Below are 17,948 nucleotides of genomic sequence, written 5' to 3'. Positions count from 1 at the left end.
CCTGACAGTCCGGGAAAAAATCGTGACAAAATTACAATTATTTGAGGGAAACCCAGTTCTATTTTTCATTCAGATAAAATGGTATTATCTTTGTATTTTGGATATCGACAAATTTAGATATGTAAATCTTTAAATTTAATAAATATGTTGGAACACTTAACAAAAGAGACATTCAAAGAAAAAGTATTTAACTTTGAAGTGAACAAAGATTGGAAATACGAAGGTTCAGTACCTTGTATGATAGATTTTTATGCTGACTGGTGCGGTCCATGCAAAATGGTTGCCCCCGTTTTGGAAGAACTGCAGAAAGAGTATGGCGACAAGCTTGTAATTTATAAAGTTGACACAGAACAGGAACAGGAATTGGCAGGCATGTTTGGTATTCAGAGTATCCCTTCATTACTGTTTGTTCCGGTTGACGGTCAACCACAAATGGCCATGGGAGCGCTTCCTAAAGCCACTTTCGAACAGGCTATTTCAGATGTGCTGAAAGTTGAAAAATCTTCAGTAAACTAAAGAAAATCGAGCACTTTTTCGAGGTGAATTCCGCGGGAGCCTTTTATTAGAACAGATCCTTTTTTAACAGGATTCTGAGCAAAATAATTGCAAAGCGCGGATACATCAGGAAAAGTATAATACGAAGAACTTTGGGCTGCTTCCTTAAAAACCGGCCCAACAAGAAACACCGCTTCAAAGGGGTGTTTTTTTGTTTGTTCCAAAATGGAAATATGCTCTTTTAATGCCTGGTCGCCCAGTTCAAGCATATCACCCATAATCAGAAACCGGGGTTGCTGAAAGGCAGATACAAAACTTTCGATGGATGCCTGCATGCTGGTAGGATTGGCATTGTATGCATCCATTATTATTTGCAGCCCGCTTTTTTCAATAAGTTGTGACCGATTATTTTTAGGTCGGTAGTTTTTTATTGCTGACTGAATTTTTAGCGGGTCAACCTGAAAATAATTCCCAATGCAGGCTGCGGCCATCAAATTTTCGAAATTGTAATGCCCGGTTAGTTGAGTATTCAAATAAATGGCACCTTTGGGAAAATTCAATTTGGCATGAAGATAGGGAGGTGAAGAAACCGGTTCTCCGGTAAAATCGGCACTTGTTTTTCCAAAACTTACTGTCCGGGAATAATCACCAATCAATTCTTGTAATATAATATTATCGTTATTATAAAAAATAGTGCCGCCTTTTCTTTTCAAATGCTCATATAATTCGGCTTTTGTTTTTTTTATTGTTTCAAATGAACCAAATCCCTCGAGGTGGGCCCGGCCAATATTCGTAATTATACCTAAATCAGGGTCAGCAATGGCGCAAAGCTCGCCAATTTCAAACGGGTGATTCGCACCCATTTCCACAACTCCTATTTCAGTACTTTTATTCATAGTAAGGAGTGTTAGTGGTACGCCGATGTGATTATTCAGATTTCCCTGTGTAAATGCCACCTGGTATTTTTCACTTAAAACGGTTGAGATAAGTTCTTTTGTAGTTGTTTTTCCGTTTGAACCCGTAATACCGAGAATTGGTATTCCCAGTTTTCTCCGGTGAAATAGTGCTAATTCCTGCAAAGTTTGAAGAACATTTTCTACCAAAATTGTTTTTTCTGAATTATGGTATTCCTGTTCATCTACAAAAGCAAAAGCAGCTCCCTTATTCAGTGCATCATGGGCAAATTTGTTTCCGTTGAAATTTTCACCTTTCAAAGCAAAAAACAGACAACCTTTTTCAATTTTCCTGCTGTTGGTAATTACGTTCGGGTGTGCTTCGAAAAGTTTATAGATTTGGTCAATAGTCATAGTCTAAAATAAAAAACCTCATTTACCCGAGGCAAATGAGGTTCAGTTAAACATTCAATTCATATTAAAATCCTTCAGGACTTCCAACGCGAGTCATGGCACAACGGAATCCTAAATCGTTCTGAGCTTTGGATTGTTCAAGATATCTTCTGGTTCCGGGAACAAGCCAGTATGGACGGTCTCTCCATGAACCTCCTTTGTAAACCCTAACTTCGTCGCTAATTAAGGAGGAAAAATAACCAGGTCTGTCATCCTGAATGTACATATCATCAGTAGATCTTCCTTCCACTTCATTCCAGTCTCCGGTTTCAATTAATTGAGAATTGGCACTTCCATCGAGATAATTTCGGTAATCGGCAATAGTGTCCCGCACCAGTTCTCCGTACTGATCCCGAACATATCCTCCATCAGGTCCACGGCGGTATTCTGTTACCACATTACCTCTGAAAGGCTGGAATTCTTCCACATCAAGAAATGAGAGCGGACGATAAACATCAGCCACCCATTCGTTAACATTACCTGCCATACAATATAATCCATAATCGTTCGGATCGTAGGAAAATACCGGAGCGGTTACGTCGGCGTTATCGTTCAAAGCGCCAGCCATCCCCATCATGTCACCACGGCCTCTTACAAAGTTGGCTTTCAAACGACCTTTTTCTTTGCGGCTATCCTCTCTGAGATAAGCTCCGTTCCATGGGTAAATTCTGCGATCGGTGAGGAGTTCTCCGTCGGTATTACCAATTAGTCCGTAAGCTGCGTATTCCCATTCTGCTTCGGTGGGCAGGCGGTAATTTGGAAGCATCAGTCCGTCTTCCCATCTAACCCTGCGTGAAGTACCGTCAGGATTTTCCTGAGGATCTTCTCCTGCAGTTCCATCATATAATCCGGTCAAATATGTGTCTGTGGTAAAAACATTTTCACCAGACTGAGCATTGTCGTGCTGAAGAATTCCTCGTGAAACCAGAATTTGTTCATTTACCCTGTCAGTCCTCCAATCGCAATAGGCTTCGGCCTGTTCCCATGTAACACCAACAACAGGATAATCGGTATAAGCCGGGTGCCTGAAGTAGTTATTGACATAAGGTTCGTTGTATGCAAGTTCACTTCTCCACAAAGTAGTATCGGGAAGTGCTGCATTCAGTTTTTGCCTGTCGCCGGGGTAAACTCTGCCCAACCAGTGAATATATTCACGGTAGTCCTGGTTTGAAACTTCAGTTTCGTCCATATAAAATGAGGCAACAGTAACCCTGCGCGGATGGTTGTCCCATTTGTACAACACATCTTCTTCAACACGGCCCATAGTAAAAGTACCACCCTGAATAAAAACGAGCCCTGGCCCTGGTTCTTGTTCATAACCAGATATATGAGGGATATTTCCCGTTTCCTCGGCATTATATTCCCATCCGGTAGTACGCGAAGATTCACCACTTCCGCCACCTCCAAAAAGTCCACATCCTGACACAAAGGCGGCTAAAAACAGTAACAATAACGTCCTTAGCTTCATCAAATTAGTGTTTTTCATTTTTTTCCAATTGTCACAAATATAACTGATTTGTTGAATTCTTATTGTTTTGCAATATTATAATTTTTCACGTTTTATAAACCTTGTGGTTATATTTGCCTGTTATTTGACAAAAATAATTGTTTTATTGTAAATGATTGCACCTGCAATAATTATTTTCGGAAGGCGTTTTAAAGTTGTTTAATAGTGTTGATTCGTAATGAATAAATATATCATTCTGCTGCTGATTTTATTTACCGGTTTTACTCCTACCGATATCCGTAGGGAAATAATCACCCTCGAATGGGAAATTTCTGATGCTGTTGAAAACAAACTGGGGCAGACATTTCCTGATGCAGGGTATGCGTTTCCCGGTTCGCAGGTACCCATTTTTTTTAAATCATTTCCAGTTGAAAACCATGAACAGAATTTTCAATTCGTTCTGGAAAATCCGCAATATGAAGAAATCGAATCGCACCAATTGAATTCACATTTTCACGAAATTCCAGAGGAATTTCAAATTAAACAAAACCGGCTGAAATCGGGAGAAAACAAAAAAATTGAAATTCAAATTCCTGCCATTATTCGCAAAGGAGAAAAAATCTTAAAACTGAACCAGTTTGCATTAAAACAAATCCCTCAGCAATTAAAATCGGCACAAATTAATTCCCATGAATGGAAAAATGAATCGGTTTTAAAGGAGGGCAAGTGGGTTAAAATCAGAATTTCGGAAAAAGGGATTTACAAAATTCCATATTCTAAACTTACGGAATACGGATTTACAAATCCCTCGCAGGTTAAGGTATTTGGTGCAGGAGGAATAATTCTTTCTGAAGATCCAGGTAAAATTGATTATGACGATTTGCCACAGGTTGCAGTTTGGCACGGAAAAAACAATGGAGCCGACTGCCTGTTTTTTTATGCTCCCGGAACTGTGGAGTGGAATCCTTCATCAACAGGAGATTTTTTCGATCACAGGTTAAATTCCTATACCCAAAAGGGTCATTTCTTTTTAAGCGAAAACGGAGGTTCGCAAAAAAATATTCAGGTTTTGCCTGTTATTGAAGATTCACCAACTCATTCAATTTCCTCTTTTAATGCATTTCAAATTTATAAAACTGAAAAAATTAATCTGATTCATTCAGGAAAGCAATGGTTCAGCGATAAATTTATAAACGGTACAAATAAAGATTACAGTTTTGAACTTCAAGACATTGAAAACGCTTCAGATATTTATATCAGGGTAAATGCAGCAGCACGATCATCTTCCAGCTCTGAAATGCCAGTGAGTGCCAACCAGACCAACCTCGGAAAAATTAATTTTTCGCAAGTGAACACAGCCGATAATGCAAGTTTGTTTGCAGACGGACGTTCAGAACGATTTACCTTTCCTGCGCAAGCTGAAAATCTCGATTTAAAAGTACAGTTTTTCGGAAGTGGCTCAAGTCCGGAAGCCTGGCTCGATTTTATTGAAATCAATTACATCAGAAAACTCAAAACGAACAACGAATTGTTGTTTTTCCGCGATAAAAAATCGGTAGGGCAAAATAACATCCTGGAATTTGCAATAGAGACCGGGACATCAGACCTCAAAGTTTGGGATGTTACCGATGCTTTTAATGTTCAGGAAATTCCAACACAAATTAACAACAATAAAGCAACAGGAAAAAGACCGGCTGATTCATTAAAAGAATATGTGGCATTTAGCCCGAATGGAAATTTTCCGGAACCTGAATTGGTTGGCGGGGTGGAGAATCAAAATCTCCATGGAATTAGCACTCCCGAGTTTCTAATCATTTCGCACCCAATATTTTTAACACAGGCCAATCAACTGGCTGATTTTCATCGTACACAAGACAATATGAAGGTTGAAGTTGTGGCATCCGACAAAATTTATAACGAGTTCAGTTCGGGGAACAAGGATGCCACCGGGATTCGCAATTTTATTAAAATGTTTTACGACCGAAACGATGGATTAAAGTATGTACTTTTGTTTGGCGACGGAAGTTATGACAATAAAGGAATACTTGAAGGAAGTACCGCTTTCATTCCTACATTTCAGTCAGAAAATTCCCTGAATCCCGTTTATTCATTCGTTACTGACGATTACTTTGTTATGCTTGATGCCGGTGAAAGTGTTTACAGTGGCGCCATTGATTTGGGAATAGGACGAATTCCGGCGTCAACTACCTTTGAGGCTGAAATAGCCATTAAAAAGGTGAACGATTACCACAATCAGCAGGCGTTGGGCAACTGGCGAAACATGGTAAGTTTTATTGCCGACGATGAAGACGGGAACTTGCACATGTCTGATTCCGAAAAACTTGCAAACTACCTCAACGAAAACCACGGCGAATTTATAACCGATAAAATATATTTCGATGCTTATCAGCAAATTACCGGTCCGGGAGGTGAAAGTTATCCTGAAGTTACCGGAGCAATCAACCAGCGGGTAAAAGATGGCGTTCTTGTTCTGAATTACGTGGGACATGCAAACGAACGATTCCTTGCCGATGAAAAAGTGCTGGATATCAGCCACATTAATTCCTGGTCGAATAGTAAACGGCTTTTTATTTTTGTAACGGCAACCTGTGAATTCAGCCGGTTCGATGCAGATGACACTTCGGCTGGAGAATATGTTCTTTTTAACTCCAATGGAGGAGGAATCGGCCTTTTTTCAACAACCCGCCTTGTTTTTGCCTATTCAAATTATTTACTGAGTCGTAGCTTCTACAATTTTGTTTTTGAAAAAAATGAAAGTGGCGAACATTACCGAATGGGAGACATTATGCGGTTGGCAAAAATAAACACCATAAATACCACCAATAAAAGAAATTTTAGTCTTTTAGCCGATCCGGCGCTGAAACTATCTTATCCGCGGCACCGGGTTTTCACCACCACAATTAACGGGCACGATGCCACGCAATCGGCTGACACAGTTGGTGCTATGCAGGCTGTTACTGTTACCGGATATGTGGGAGACGAATCGGGAAATAAACTCAATAATTTTTCGGGTGATATCATTCCAACGGTTTACGATAAAGCTGTAATGATGAGCACCATGGGAAATGCCGGCGAAAGGCCCATGAATTTTAAAGTTCAGGAAAATATTATTTACAAAGGACTTGCCGAGGTAACAAATGGTGATTTCTCTTTTAGTTTTGTCATTCCAAAAGACATTTCATACAGCCTGGGAAAAGGCAAAATAATTTATTATGCACAAAATGAAGAAGTTGATGCCCACGGAGTTTTTGACAATCTTATGATTGGAGGCCCGGGTTCTGAAATTACAGATAACGAAGGCCCGGAAATTGAACTTTTTCTCGATTCACCTGATTTCATTCCTGGTGATAAAGTAAGTAAAAACCCCACACTTCTGGCTTATTTATCCGACGAAAACGGTATAAATACTGCCGGTTCAGGAATTGGACACGATATTACGGCAGTTCTGAATAACGATTATTCCAAGGTAATGGTCCTTAATAATTACTATCAGGCAAATGCCGGAGATTTCACCAGCGGAACCTTAAGTTTTCCGATGAAAGATATTCCGGTAGGAAAAAACAGTTTAAAATTAAAAGCATGGGATGTTGCCAATAATTCAACCGAAGTTGAAATTGAATTTGAAGTAACCGGAGAATTTGAAATATCTAATGTGGCTAATTATCCCAACCCGGTTTCTGATTATACCTTTTTTACTTTCGATCACAACCAGGCTGATGCCACTTTCGAAGTTATTTTTGAAATATTCGACCAAAACGGCAGCCGTATCGACTATTTTACAACACAGGTGGGTTCCAACGGTACAGTCAGCAATCCGGTCAGGTGGGATTTAAATGAAACAAAAATACAAATGCGAAGCGGCATTTATATATTCCGGGTAACTGCCCAGAATTCTGACGGTATAATTACTTCAAATGCAGGAAAATTACTTGTAGCCAGATGAATTTATGAACGAAATGTACTTTTTCAGAAAAACCACCGTTCTCTCATTTTAGATTTAATTGTTGCATCGTTTACTATTCTTATATTTGCAACGCCAATTTTTAAAGAATTATGATCAAATTAGTACGTATTTTACTCGTCATTGCACTTGTTGCAACAACAGCAGAAATAGCCAAAGGGCAAGCCACAACTTCAGGTGCCAATACAATTACAACAGCAGTTCCTTTTCTTTCCATCACTCCCGACTCGCGGGCTGGCGGCATGGGCGATGCCGGTGTTGGAACTACTCCCGATTTAAGTTCGCAACACTGGAACCCGGCAAAATATGCGTTTATGGAAAGCGAAATGGGCGTAAGCCTTTCTTACTCGCCATGGTTGCGTAACCTGGTTGACGATATGAACCTGGCTTACCTGGTAGGCTACAAAAAAATAGACGATGTTCAAACAGTTAGCAGTTCACTCCGCTACTTTTCGCTTGGAGACATCATGTTTACAAGCGAATTTGGGGAATTTATGGGACAACAAAGTCCGAACGAATTTGCCATCGACCTGGGTTATTCCCGTTTGTTATCCGAAGTTTTTTCCGGTTCGGTAACAGTTCGTTACATCCGTTCTGATTTAACCGGAGGACAGTTAATAAACGGAGTAGAATCCAAACCTGGAAATTCCTACGCTGCCGATGTAGCTTTTTATTATTTTAACGAATTCAGGGCAAATCGTCGCGACAACAGTTTTTCAGCCGGAATCAATATTCAGAACATCGGGGCAAAAATTTCATATACCGATGGCGAAGTGAAAGACTTTATTCCCACCATGTTGAAACTGGGAGCAGCCTATACAACAGAACTTGATACATACAACAAATTTACCTTTGCATTTGAAGCCAACAAACTTTTAGTTCCAACTCCACCAAAAGATACCACCCTTTTTGAAGATGGTGCCGTTATTTACCCGGGAGGAATTAATTCTGACAAATCAGTTATTGCCGGTGTATTTTCATCATTTGGCGATGCGCCAGGCGGAATGAAAGAGGAATTGCAGGAAATCAACCTCTCGGCAGGTGTGGAATATTGGTATAACAATCAGTTTGCACTGAGAGCCGGTTATTTCTGGGAACATGAAAACAAAGGAAACAGAAAATTCCTGACTGCAGGTGCAGGTTTCAGAATGAATGTTTTTGCTCTTGATTTCTCTTACTTATTGCCTACCCAACGAAACCATCCGCTGGAAAACACATTGCGTTTTACACTTTCTTTTGATGTAGAAGCCTTTGGAAATCAGCGTTAAAAAATGATTCGAATAGGACAGGGATATGATGTTCACCGCCTTGCCGAAGGAGAAACTTTGTGGCTGGGCGGTATTTTAATTCCACACCACAAAGGAACTGTAGCCCATTCTGACGGCGATGTTCTGATCCACGCCATTTGCGATGCTCTCCTTGGCGCAGTTAATTTGGGCGACATTGGCACTCATTTCCCCGATAATACTGAAAAATTCAAAAACATTGACAGCAAAATTCTGTTAAAAGAAACGTATGCATTGCTAAAAAATGCAGGTTTTGATATTGTAAACATTGACACCACAGTGAGTGCGCAACAACCAAAACTGAAACCGTTTATTCCTGAAATGAAAAAAGTAATGGCTGAAGTTCTTGGGGTTGAAGCCGAACAAATTTCGGTAAAAGCCACTACCACCGAAAAACTGGGATTTGAAGGAAGGGAAGAGGGCATTTCAGCGCTTGCGGTGGTTCTGGTTCAGAAAAAGTAAAAACTATGAAAAACACAAATAAAAAAACGCTGGTGATTGGAGCAAGCACCAAACCAGAGCGTTATTCCAATAAAGCGATTCGAATGTTGCGTGAATATGATCATGAGGTAGTTGCACTGGCTAAACGAACCGGCCACGTTGACGGTGTCAGCATTCAAACCGGGTTTCCCAAAGAAAATGACATTCACACCGTTACCATGTATTTGGGAGCCAAACGCCAACCCGAATATTATGAACAGATTATTAAGTTGAAACCCAAACGGGTAATTTTTAATCCAGGTGCAGAAAACGATGAATTTATAGAAAAACTTGAATCGGCTGGCATTGAAACCGTTGAAAACTGCACACTGGTCATGCTGCGCACTCAACAATTTTAAATTCAGAACATGTTTACAGAAATTCATTCGCTGGAAGAATTCAACACCCTGAAACAGGAAGAATCTGCTCTGCTGGGATATTTTTCTACTGAAGCCTGCAACGTGTGCAAAGTTCTGAAACCCAAAGTAGCGGAATTAATTCAGGAAGAATTTCCAAAGGTAAAACTGGCCTATGTAAAATCGGATATTTTACCAGATGTGGCCGGGCAACACCAGGTTTTTGCCGCACCCACCATCCTCGTATTTTTCGATGGCCGCGAAACCATCCGTAAAAGCCGGAACATTGGAATTGATGAACTTCGAAGAGAAATCAGCCGGCCTTATTCCATGATTTTCTCAGAATAAATTTTCCAAAAGTTTTTCATCTGCCTCATTTGCCAGCGTCACTTTTAACTCCGGATTTTCTTCCATCGCTCGTTCAATGGCGAACCGCGCTGGTTTGTTGCGCGCCCAGCTCCTTCGGGCAATGCCGTTGTTTACATCCCAGTGCAGCATCATTCTCAGGCGTTTTTCAGCTTCTTCCGAACCATCGATGGTAAGTCCGAAGCCGCCGTTAATTACTTCGCCCCACCCTACTCCGCCGCCATTGTGTAACGAAACCCAGGTTGCGCCTCGAAAGCTGTCGCCCACAAAATTCTGCACGGCCATGTCGGCAGTCAGCGCCGATCCATCATAAATATTTGAAGTTTCGCGATAAGGAGAATCGGTACCTGAAACATCGTGATGATCGCGACCCAGAACAATTGGCGCAGAAATTTCTCCTTTTCGGATGGCTTCATTGAATGCCTGTGCGATACGCATTCTGCCGGTGCAGTCAGCGTACAAAATTCTTGCCTGCGAACCCACTACCAGGTTATTTGACCCGGCCTGCCTTATCCAATGCAGGTTGTCTTCCATTTGCAACTTTATTTCTGCCGGAGCTTTTTCTGCCAGTTCAAATAAAACTTCCGCTGCAATCTGATCGGTTTTGGCTAAATCTTTGGCATCTCCTGAAGTACAAACCCAGCGAAACGGGCCAAATCCGTAATCGAAAAATAGCGGCCCCATAATATCCTGAACATACGACGGATAACGAAACCCGCCCTGTTGATCGTAAATTTCGGCTCCGGCCCGGCTTGCTTCCAGCAAAAACGCATTTCCGTAGTCCCAGAAATACATTCCATTCGCCGTTAATTTATTGATTGCAATCACCTGCCGCCGCAGTGATTGGTAAACTTTTTCCTTAAACTCCGCAGGGTTTTCTGCCATCATTTTATTCGACTCCTCAAACGATAAACCAGCCGGATAATACCCGCCGGCAAACGGATTGTGTAACGAAGTCTGGTCAGATCCCAAATCGATCTTTATATTTTTTTCAGCCAGTATCTCCCACAAATCCACTACATTTCCCTGAAACGCCAGCGAAACAGCTTCTTTGTTCTTCCGGGCATTTAGTATTCTTTGAATCAATTTTTCAAGGTCAGTATAAACTTCATCTACCCAGCCTTGTTCATATCGTTTTTGAAGCGCCTGCGTATTGATTTCTGCCACCACGGCAATCATTCCGGCAATAACCGCTGCTTTTGGCTGTGCGCCTGACATTCCGCCCAGTCCGCTTGAAACAAAAATTTTTCCTTCAACTGGCCCGTCGGCATGAAAGCGTGCTGCATTCAATAATGTAATAGTAGTTCCGTGCACAATTCCCTGAGGACCAATGTACATAAATGAACCGGCCGTCATCTGTCCATATTGCGTTACTCCAAGTGCATTGAATTTTTCGTAATCCTCTTTCGATGAATAGTTGGGAACCATCATTCCGTTAGTAACCACAACGCGCGGTGCCTCCGGATGCGAAGGAAACAAACCAAGCGGATGGCCGGAATACATTACCAGCGTTTGGTTATCGGTCATTTCGGCCAGGTATTTCATGGTAAGCAGGTACTGTGCCCAGTTTTGAAACACCGCACCATTTCCACCGTAAGTAATCAACTCGTGTGGATGTTGTGCCACTGCAGGGTCCAGATTATTCTGAATCATCAGCATAATGGAAGCGGCCTGTTTCGTTTGAAAGGGATATTCGTTAATGTGCCGGGCATGCATTTCGTAATTGGGTCTGAACCTGTACATATAAATCCGACCATACTTCTGTAATTCTTCAAAAAAATCGGGTGCCAAAATGTCGTGAAATTTTTGCGGGAAATACCGCAGTGCATTTTTCAGCGCCAGTTTTTTTTCTTCCCGGTTCAAAACATCTTTTCTTATAGGCGCGTGGCTGACCGACAAATCATAAGGGGGATTTTCCGGAAGTTCAGCCGGGATACCTTCCAGAATTGCTTCCCTGAATTCTTCCTTTGTCATTTTTTTCTTTGGTTTATCTTTTGATAGATGAAATACAGCGGCAAATTAGGGCCTTTCCCCGAAAAACGAGATGATATTTCACACATTTTGAAGATATTTGAAAGTTAAACAAATAAAATTAGTTATGAAAAGAGGTACTTTGATTCTTTTGGTCGCAGTGGCAGGCATGTTTCTGTCAAGTTGCGGTTACAATAAAATGGTTGACCTGGAAGAACAGGTTTCTTCGCAATGGTCGCAGGTTGAAAACGTTTACCAACGCCGGGCCGATTTAATTCCCAACCTGGTGAATACAGTCAAGGGTTATGCAGAATTTGAGCAGGAAACACTTACCGGGGTAATTGAGGCGCGTTCGAAAGCCACATCAATAAATATAGATCCAAATAATTTATCGCCGGAAGCCATTGAACAATTCAACCAGGCACAACAAGGACTTTCTTCTGCTTTAAGCCGGTTAATGGTTGTTGTAGAACGTTATCCCGACCTGAAAGCCAATCAGAATTTTCTTGATTTACAGGCACAGCTCGAAGGAACAGAAAACCGGATTACAGTTGAACGCATGAAATTTAACGAAGTAACGCAAACATACAATGCTTACATCCGAAAGTTCCCTCAACTTATTTTTGCGGGAATGCTTGGGTTCGACAAGAAAAACTATTTTGAAGCACGCCAGGGTGCCGATGAACCCCCGGTTGTGGAATTTTAATTCAGTAAAAATGAGTGTCCGGAAATATTTTTCAGAAGAAAATAAATTACAAATTATAAATGCAATACGGGTAGCCGAAAACAATACTTCCGGTGAAATACGTGTGCATATTGAAAAGCATTGTAAAGGCGATGTGCTGGACCGTGCTGCCTACATTTTTGAAAAACTGGAAATGCACAAAACACAATTGCGCAACGGAGTGCTGTTTTACCTGGCTATTGAAGATCATAAATTCGCCATTTTAGGAGATGCCGGAATAAACCAAAAAGTTCCGGAAAATTTCTGGGAAGAAATAAAAGAAGAAATGGCAGAAAAATTCAGGGAAGGAAAATTTACCGAAGGCCTTTCAACCGGAATTAAACAAGCCGGGAAACAATTGAAACAACATTTCCCTTTCCAAAAAGATGATGTAAATGAATTATCAGACGAAATTTCGTTTGGTACAGACAAGGAGGAAAAATGAAAAAAGTACTTATTCTGCTAATTTTACTTGCAGGATTTTCAAGATTACACGCTGAAATACCTGAACGCCCGGTTCCACCTAAACTGGTAAACGATTTTGCCGGAATTTTGGACCAGTCGGAAACCAATAATCTGGAAACAAAACTGGTACAATTTGCACGCGAAACTTCAACCCAGATTGTGGTGGTTACTGTTCCTGATCTGGAAGGTTACGATGCTGCTGATTATGCCTTTCGTTTGGGTGAAAAATGGGGAGTTGGGCAGCAAGGCAAAGACAATGGTTTGGTGATACTTGTGAAACCAAAAACCGGCAATGAACAAGGACGGATTTTTATAGCCACCGGCTACGGTCTGGAAGGTGTTCTGCCAGATGCAGTAGTAAACGGCACCATAATCGATAATGAAATAATTCCATACTTTAAACAAAACAATTACTACCAGGGATTGGAAAGTGGAATCAATGTTATTATGGATATTACCAAGGGAGAATACACTGCTGAATATTATCAGGAAAACTACACCAAAAAAGGCAGTGGAATTCCTATGATTATTATATTAATCTTCTTTTTTATTATCCTACCCATTTTGCGGGGGCGTAAACGCCGGTTTTATTCGCCCGGAAAAAACCTGCCATTTTGGTTAGCTTTAGGAATGTTGTCAGGGAATCATTTACATGGTGGTTCATTCGGTAACTTTTCATCTGGCAGAGGAAGTTTTGGTGGCGGGGGTTTTGGAGGTTTTGGCGGTGGAAGCTTTGGCGGTGGTGGCGCAGGCGGAAGCTGGTAATACAGATTCAAAAAATACCATATAAAAATGGGGTAAGAAATCGATTTCTTACCCCATTTTTTAATTCAAAAAGCCGACTAAAACTTGTAACTGAGGCCAACTCCAAATAACTGTTTGAGTTGAACTCTTCTTCCAGTATTTCCTTCGTCGTCAATCGGAATCAAAATATCGTGATCGTAAATCAGATTGGTAAGCAAATTGGCTGAAAGATAATCGTTGATTTTCATATTCAATGCAATATCCCAGTTTACATCAATGTTTTGCGGGTTATTGAAATAATTGGAAAATAAAGTTAAAGTAGTAGCAAGATCCACATTCTTTACTACAGGTGTTTTAAACTCACTTTTAACGATTGCGCCCATTTCAGCCCGTGCTTTTTTCCCTGGTTCCACGCCAAAAGCTCCGGCAGCCGACAGTTCTTCATCAGTAACAAAAGTAAATTTTCCGGATACCGGGGTAAAAAACAGTGAAAAATTTTCAGATGGCTGGTAATCAAACCCTGTTGCCACAGTTAGATATGCCGGTGCAAAAAGTGTTGATATTTTGTCGGTGGTATTTGGATATTTATACCCGTTGGCAAATTGCGTTAGAAAATTCGCGTAGGTTGAATAGAGCAAGTGTTCATTTTTCATTTGAACACCAAGTTTTGAATTTAACTCCAGTTTGTCGTCAGTTTTTACTGCCTGGTCCTCGTCTTCTTTTAAAAGACCATAACCGGTTTTTAATGTATTGTCCCACTGAATTTTTTCTTTTTGGTAAATGGCGTTCAGGTCGAACAAACCAACACCGGAAACTGAGTTTTTACCGCCACCAATCCAATTGGAAAACGAAATCTGGCTCACATTTACTGATGCCTGACCGGTTACTTTCCAATACGTAGTGTCCTGAGCTTCCTGAGCAATAATTCCTGTAAAGGCAAAAACTGAAAAGAGAAGAATTTTAAATTTTTTCATTGCAATAAATTTTTAAATGAAAAGAAAAAAGCGCAGAAATGTTCCTGCGCTTTCTTAGTATTTTCGAACAAATGTGTTATTCTACTTCAACAACGTTAATATCTTTATCTACCAAAATGCGTCCGCAATATTCGCAAACGATAATTTTTTTGCGGCTGGCAATATCGAGCTGGCGCTGTGGTGGAATTTTATTGAAGCATCCACCGCAAGCATCGCGCTGAATGGTAACCACTGCTAAACCATTACGAGCATTTTTGCGGATTCGTTTAAAAGCGGTAACCAAACGCGGTTCGATAAATGATTCAATTTTTTCTGCTTTGCTTTTCAGTTTTTCTTCTTCAATTCTGGTTTCCTGAGTAATTTCGTCCAGTTCATTCTTCTTCCTGTCCAAATCCTCTTCACGCTCTTTCAGCAGTGTTTTTGAAGAATCAATGGTTTCCTTTTTCTCTTCCATTTCAGCAGTAAACTCCTTGATTCTTTTTTCTGAAAGTTCTATTTCAAGGGTTTGAAATTCAATTTCTTTCGAAAGTGAATCGAACTCGCGGTTATTCCGTACATTATTTTGCTGTTCGGTGTATTTTGCAATTAAAGCCTGCGAATCTTTAATGGCAATTTTTTTATTATTTATGGCGGTTTCGAGGGTTTTAATTTCATCCTCGAGGTTTACCAACCTGGTACGCAACCCTGCAATTTCATCTTCCAGGTCCTGCACTTCAAGCGGTAATTCACCTCTAAGAGTTTTTATTTTATCAACTTCAGAAACCACACTCTGCAATTCATGCAATGCGCGCAGTTTATCTTCAATCGAAATGTCTTTGTCTTCTTGCCTTGGAATTTTTGTATTCATCGCTCGTTAATCTTTAAATTCAACTCAATAAAAATCAAAAGTAAAATACCGGGTTGGTTCTTACCTCCGAAAAACGGACTGCAAATTTAGGGAATTTTTTCGTAAGTAATTCATGAAAAAGTTCTTTAGTAAATTGCTCACTTTCAAAATGGCCCACATCGGCAATCACAATTTTGTTTTCGGCATCAAAAAACTGGTGGTATTTGAAATCACCCGAAACAAAAAAATCAGCCCCGGCAGCAATGGCATGGTTTAATAAAAATGAACCCGCTCCTCCACAAACAGCTACCTTACTCACATTTTTTCCTTTTAGTGCAGTATGTTTAATACAACCGGCGTCAAATGTTTTCTTTAAAATTTTCAAAAATTCTTTTTCTGACAAGGGATTTTCCAACTCCCCAATCATACCCATTCCGGCTTTTTCAAAAGAATTTTCCAGCGGATAAATATCGTAAGCCACCTCTTCATAAGGATGTGATTCAACCAACGCTTTTAAAATTTTATTTTGCAACCAGCCCGGGAATATGGTTTCGAACCTGATCTCTTCTTTATAATGAACCTGTCCTTTTTCACCCACATAAGGATTGGTATTTTCTCCTGCCCTAAAACTTCCGGTTCCTTCGAGATTGTAACCGCAATAATCGTAATTACCAATATGTCCGGCGCCAGCTTCAAAAATCGCAGTTCTCACTTTTTCAACAGATTCCGCAGGAATAAACGTTACAAGTTTTTTTAATTGGCCTGAAACTGGTTGCATCACACGGCAGTTTTTTAAGCCCAGTTTTTCACATATTTTTGTATTCACACCACCGGTAACAGCATCAAGATTGGTGTGTGCGGCAAAAACAGCTACATCATTTTTGATGGCTTTCAGCACCGTACGTTCCACATAGTTTTTGCCGGTCAATTTTTTCAAACCCGAAAAAACAATTGGATGGTGCGCAATAATCAGCCCTGCTTTTTTCTCAATGGCTTCGTCAACAACCGTTTCGGTAACATCTATGGTAACGAGTGCAGAAGAAACCTCAGCCTCCTGATTTCCAACAATTAAACCTGCATTGTCGTAAGATTCCTGCAGCGCCGGAGGTGCAACCGTTTCAAGAAATTGTACTATTTCTTTTATTTTTAGCATATTACGACTCCATTTCATTTCGGATTGCAACCAGTTCTTCTTTTACTTTTTGCAAGCGTTTCACTATTTCCCAATTATCAATAGCAGCCTGCCGGTTGCCTTTTAGCTTTTGCTGAACACCTTTTATGGTCATTCCGCGTTCCTTCACCAAATGATTGATGAACTTAACCGTTTCTATATCATCGTGCGAAAAAAGCCGTGTTCCCTTACTGCTTTTTTTGGGTGAAAGTTCTTCAAAACTGCTTTCCCAATATCTGATAGAAGAAGATGCAACACCAACAATATCAGCAACTTCTCCAATGGAGAAAAAAACCTTTTCTATTATGGGCTTTTTGTAGGGCACGTTTTTTAATCGAGCGTCTGACCAATGTTCGAAGAAATGGCAATCATCCTTTCATACTCCTGGGGAGTGAGATCTTTAAAGTAGAAATATTGCGGATTTACGGCGCTTCCGTTTCTGTGCACTTCATAATGAAGGTGCGGCGCAGTCGAGCCACCGCTGTTTCCCACATATCCGATTACATCTCCGCGTTTCACCTCCTGATTTTGTCTTACATTAAAAGAGTTCAGGTGAGCATAAACTGTTTCGTAACCAAATCCGTGGTCGATTTTTACCACCAGTCCAAATCCGGCACGGCTGCGCTTTGAGCCACTCACTTCCACCACTTTTCCATCGCCGGTAGCATAAACAGGAGTGCCAACCGGTGCGGTGAAATCCATTCCATAATGCATTTTCCGCACTTTATAAATCGGATGAATCCGGTATCCCCAGCCACTGGCCGTGCGTTTTAAATCTTCGTTGGCCACCGGCATAATGGCAGGAATACTTGCCAGCATCTGCTCTTTGTTCAGAGCCATCTCCAAAACCTCATCATAGGATTTAGACTGAATATATGACTCTTTGGCCAGCACATCAATCTTTTTGGCGGTTTCTATTATCAGACTTGAATTGCTCAGATTCTCCAAATGGGAATATTTGTTGGTACCGCCAAAACCTGCCTTTCTTACTGAAGAAGGAATTGGATCTGCTTCAAAAATCACCCTGTAAATATTGTCATCCCGCTGCTGCAACTCGTTTAGTACAGTTTCTATCCGTTCAATATCGCGCGACATTAACTCATACTGGCTAAGCAGTTGCTGGTTTTCCCTTTTCAAAGCTTTTGAACGCGGGGTTTCATAAAAATTCAGAAAAACCACAACCATAATCAATGCCAGTGCCAAACTGCTCGATAAATAGGTAAGTATTTTGCCGAATTTTTCTTTGAACGATATTCCCACTCGTTCGTAACTAAGGGTGTCGGGATTAAATTTGTATTTCTTTTTCGCCATAAAA

17 protein-coding genes are annotated in these 17,948 nt (G+C 40.7%); 9 read left to right on the top strand and 8 right to left on the bottom strand.

All coding sequences use genetic code 11. The annotated features are described in order from the left end of the window. The first annotated feature begins 144 nt into the window (after positions 1-144). Entirely contained in the window at positions 145-516 is a 372-nt protein-coding gene (gene trxA / locus ACESMA_RS06380) for a thioredoxin (RefSeq protein WP_372947945.1), read from the top strand. Here the strand turns inward: trxA and ACESMA_RS06375 are convergent. Both ACESMA_RS06375 and ACESMA_RS06370 read right to left on the bottom strand, forming a co-directional pair. Further along, positions 513-1,802, bottom strand: a complete 1,290-nt coding sequence (locus tag ACESMA_RS06375) for a UDP-N-acetylmuramoyl-tripeptide--D-alanyl-D-alanine ligase (protein ID WP_372947944.1) — start codon at positions 1,800-1,802, stop codon at positions 513-515. The two genes, trxA and ACESMA_RS06375, sit on opposite strands and share 4 nt — an antisense overlap. Positions 1,803-1,866: 64 nt before the next feature. Further along, the gene (locus ACESMA_RS06370) at positions 1,867-3,309 is read right to left on the bottom strand and encodes an SUMF1/EgtB/PvdO family nonheme iron enzyme (protein ID WP_372947943.1); all 1,443 of its coding nucleotides are present in this window, start codon (positions 3,307-3,309) and stop codon (positions 1,867-1,869) included. A 217-nt stretch (positions 3,310-3,526) separates the two neighbouring features. Between ACESMA_RS06370 and porU the strand changes: the two genes are divergently transcribed. The 5 genes from porU to ACESMA_RS06345 all read left to right on the top strand — a co-directional run bounded on the left by porU (position 3,527) and on the right by ACESMA_RS06345 (position 9,740). After that, a complete protein-coding gene (gene porU / locus ACESMA_RS06365; RefSeq protein WP_372947942.1) occupies positions 3,527-7,252 on the top strand; it encodes a type IX secretion system sortase PorU in 3,726 nt (1,241 codons plus the stop codon). A gap of 110 nt (positions 7,253-7,362) precedes the next feature. Continuing rightward, positions 7,363-8,538: a type IX secretion system outer membrane channel protein PorV gene (gene porV / locus ACESMA_RS06360; RefSeq protein WP_372947941.1), complete on the top strand. Its 1,176-nt coding sequence runs from the start codon at positions 7,363-7,365 to the stop codon at positions 8,536-8,538. Between the two features lie 3 nt (positions 8,539-8,541). Next, a complete protein-coding gene (ispF, locus tag ACESMA_RS06355; RefSeq protein ID WP_372947940.1) occupies positions 8,542-9,018 on the top strand; it encodes a 2-C-methyl-D-erythritol 2,4-cyclodiphosphate synthase in 477 nt (158 codons plus the stop codon). 5 nt (positions 9,019-9,023) lie between these two features. After that, positions 9,024-9,395: a CoA-binding protein gene (locus ACESMA_RS06350; protein WP_372947939.1), complete on the top strand. Its 372-nt coding sequence runs from the start codon at positions 9,024-9,026 to the stop codon at positions 9,393-9,395. Between the two features lie 9 nt (positions 9,396-9,404). Continuing rightward, entirely contained in the window at positions 9,405-9,740 is a 336-nt protein-coding gene (locus tag ACESMA_RS06345) for a thioredoxin family protein (protein WP_372947938.1), read from the top strand. Here ACESMA_RS06345 and ACESMA_RS06340 read toward each other — a convergent pair. Continuing rightward, positions 9,732-11,732 carry a urocanate hydratase gene (locus ACESMA_RS06340; protein ID WP_372947937.1) on the bottom strand — a complete coding sequence of 667 codons (2,001 nt, stop codon included), beginning with the start codon at positions 11,730-11,732 and terminating at the stop codon, positions 9,732-9,734. The two genes, ACESMA_RS06345 and ACESMA_RS06340, sit on opposite strands and share 9 nt — an antisense overlap. A 124-nt stretch (positions 11,733-11,856) precedes the next feature. Here ACESMA_RS06340 and ACESMA_RS06335 point away from each other — a divergent pair, with 124 nt between their 5' ends. Genes ACESMA_RS06335 through ACESMA_RS06325 form a run of 3 tightly spaced genes read left to right on the top strand, consistent with a single transcriptional unit; the run spans position 11,857 to position 13,683 of the window. Next, the gene (locus tag ACESMA_RS06335; protein WP_372947936.1) at positions 11,857-12,435 is read left to right on the top strand and encodes a LemA family protein; all 579 of its coding nucleotides are present in this window, start codon (positions 11,857-11,859) and stop codon (positions 12,433-12,435) included. 10 nt (positions 12,436-12,445) lie between these two features. Beyond that, positions 12,446-12,898, top strand: a complete 453-nt coding sequence (locus tag ACESMA_RS06330) for a TPM domain-containing protein (RefSeq protein WP_372947935.1) — start codon at positions 12,446-12,448, stop codon at positions 12,896-12,898. Continuing rightward, positions 12,895-13,683, top strand: a complete 789-nt coding sequence (locus ACESMA_RS06325; RefSeq protein ID WP_372947934.1) for a TPM domain-containing protein — start codon at positions 12,895-12,897, stop codon at positions 13,681-13,683. Before ACESMA_RS06330 ends, ACESMA_RS06325 begins: the two co-directional genes overlap by 4 nt. Positions 13,684-13,760: 77 nt before the next feature. On the opposite strand, the gene ACESMA_RS06320 is transcribed toward ACESMA_RS06325, so the two are convergent. The 5 genes from ACESMA_RS06320 to ACESMA_RS06300 form a co-directional block, all read right to left on the bottom strand. Next, positions 13,761-14,636: a DUF3078 domain-containing protein gene (locus ACESMA_RS06320; RefSeq protein WP_372947933.1), complete on the bottom strand. Its 876-nt coding sequence runs from the start codon at positions 14,634-14,636 to the stop codon at positions 13,761-13,763. A 76-nt stretch (positions 14,637-14,712) separates the two neighbouring features. Beyond that, on the bottom strand, positions 14,713-15,483 hold the full coding sequence (locus ACESMA_RS06315) for a zinc ribbon domain-containing protein (RefSeq protein ID WP_372947932.1): 771 nt from the start codon (positions 15,481-15,483) through the stop codon (positions 14,713-14,715). A gap of 34 nt (positions 15,484-15,517) precedes the next feature. Then, positions 15,518-16,615, bottom strand: coding sequence for a Nif3-like dinuclear metal center hexameric protein (locus ACESMA_RS06310; protein WP_372947931.1), 1,098 nt, complete (start codon positions 16,613-16,615; stop codon positions 15,518-15,520). A gap of 1 nt (position 16,616) precedes the next feature. Continuing rightward, positions 16,617-16,958, bottom strand: coding sequence for a MerR family transcriptional regulator (locus tag ACESMA_RS06305; protein ID WP_372947930.1), 342 nt, complete (start codon positions 16,956-16,958; stop codon positions 16,617-16,619). Between the two features lie 5 nt (positions 16,959-16,963). Continuing rightward, complete coding sequence (locus ACESMA_RS06300; RefSeq protein WP_372947929.1) at positions 16,964-17,944, bottom strand: M23 family metallopeptidase; 981 nt, start codon at positions 17,942-17,944, stop codon at positions 16,964-16,966. Between the last annotated feature and the right edge of the window lie 4 nt (positions 17,945-17,948).

Origin of the sequence: Mariniphaga sp., from assembly GCF_041687215.1 — a bacterium.
Taxonomy (GTDB): domain Bacteria; phylum Bacteroidota; class Bacteroidia; order Bacteroidales; family Prolixibacteraceae; genus Mariniphaga.
This window is presented reverse-complemented; position numbering and strand designations above follow the sequence as displayed.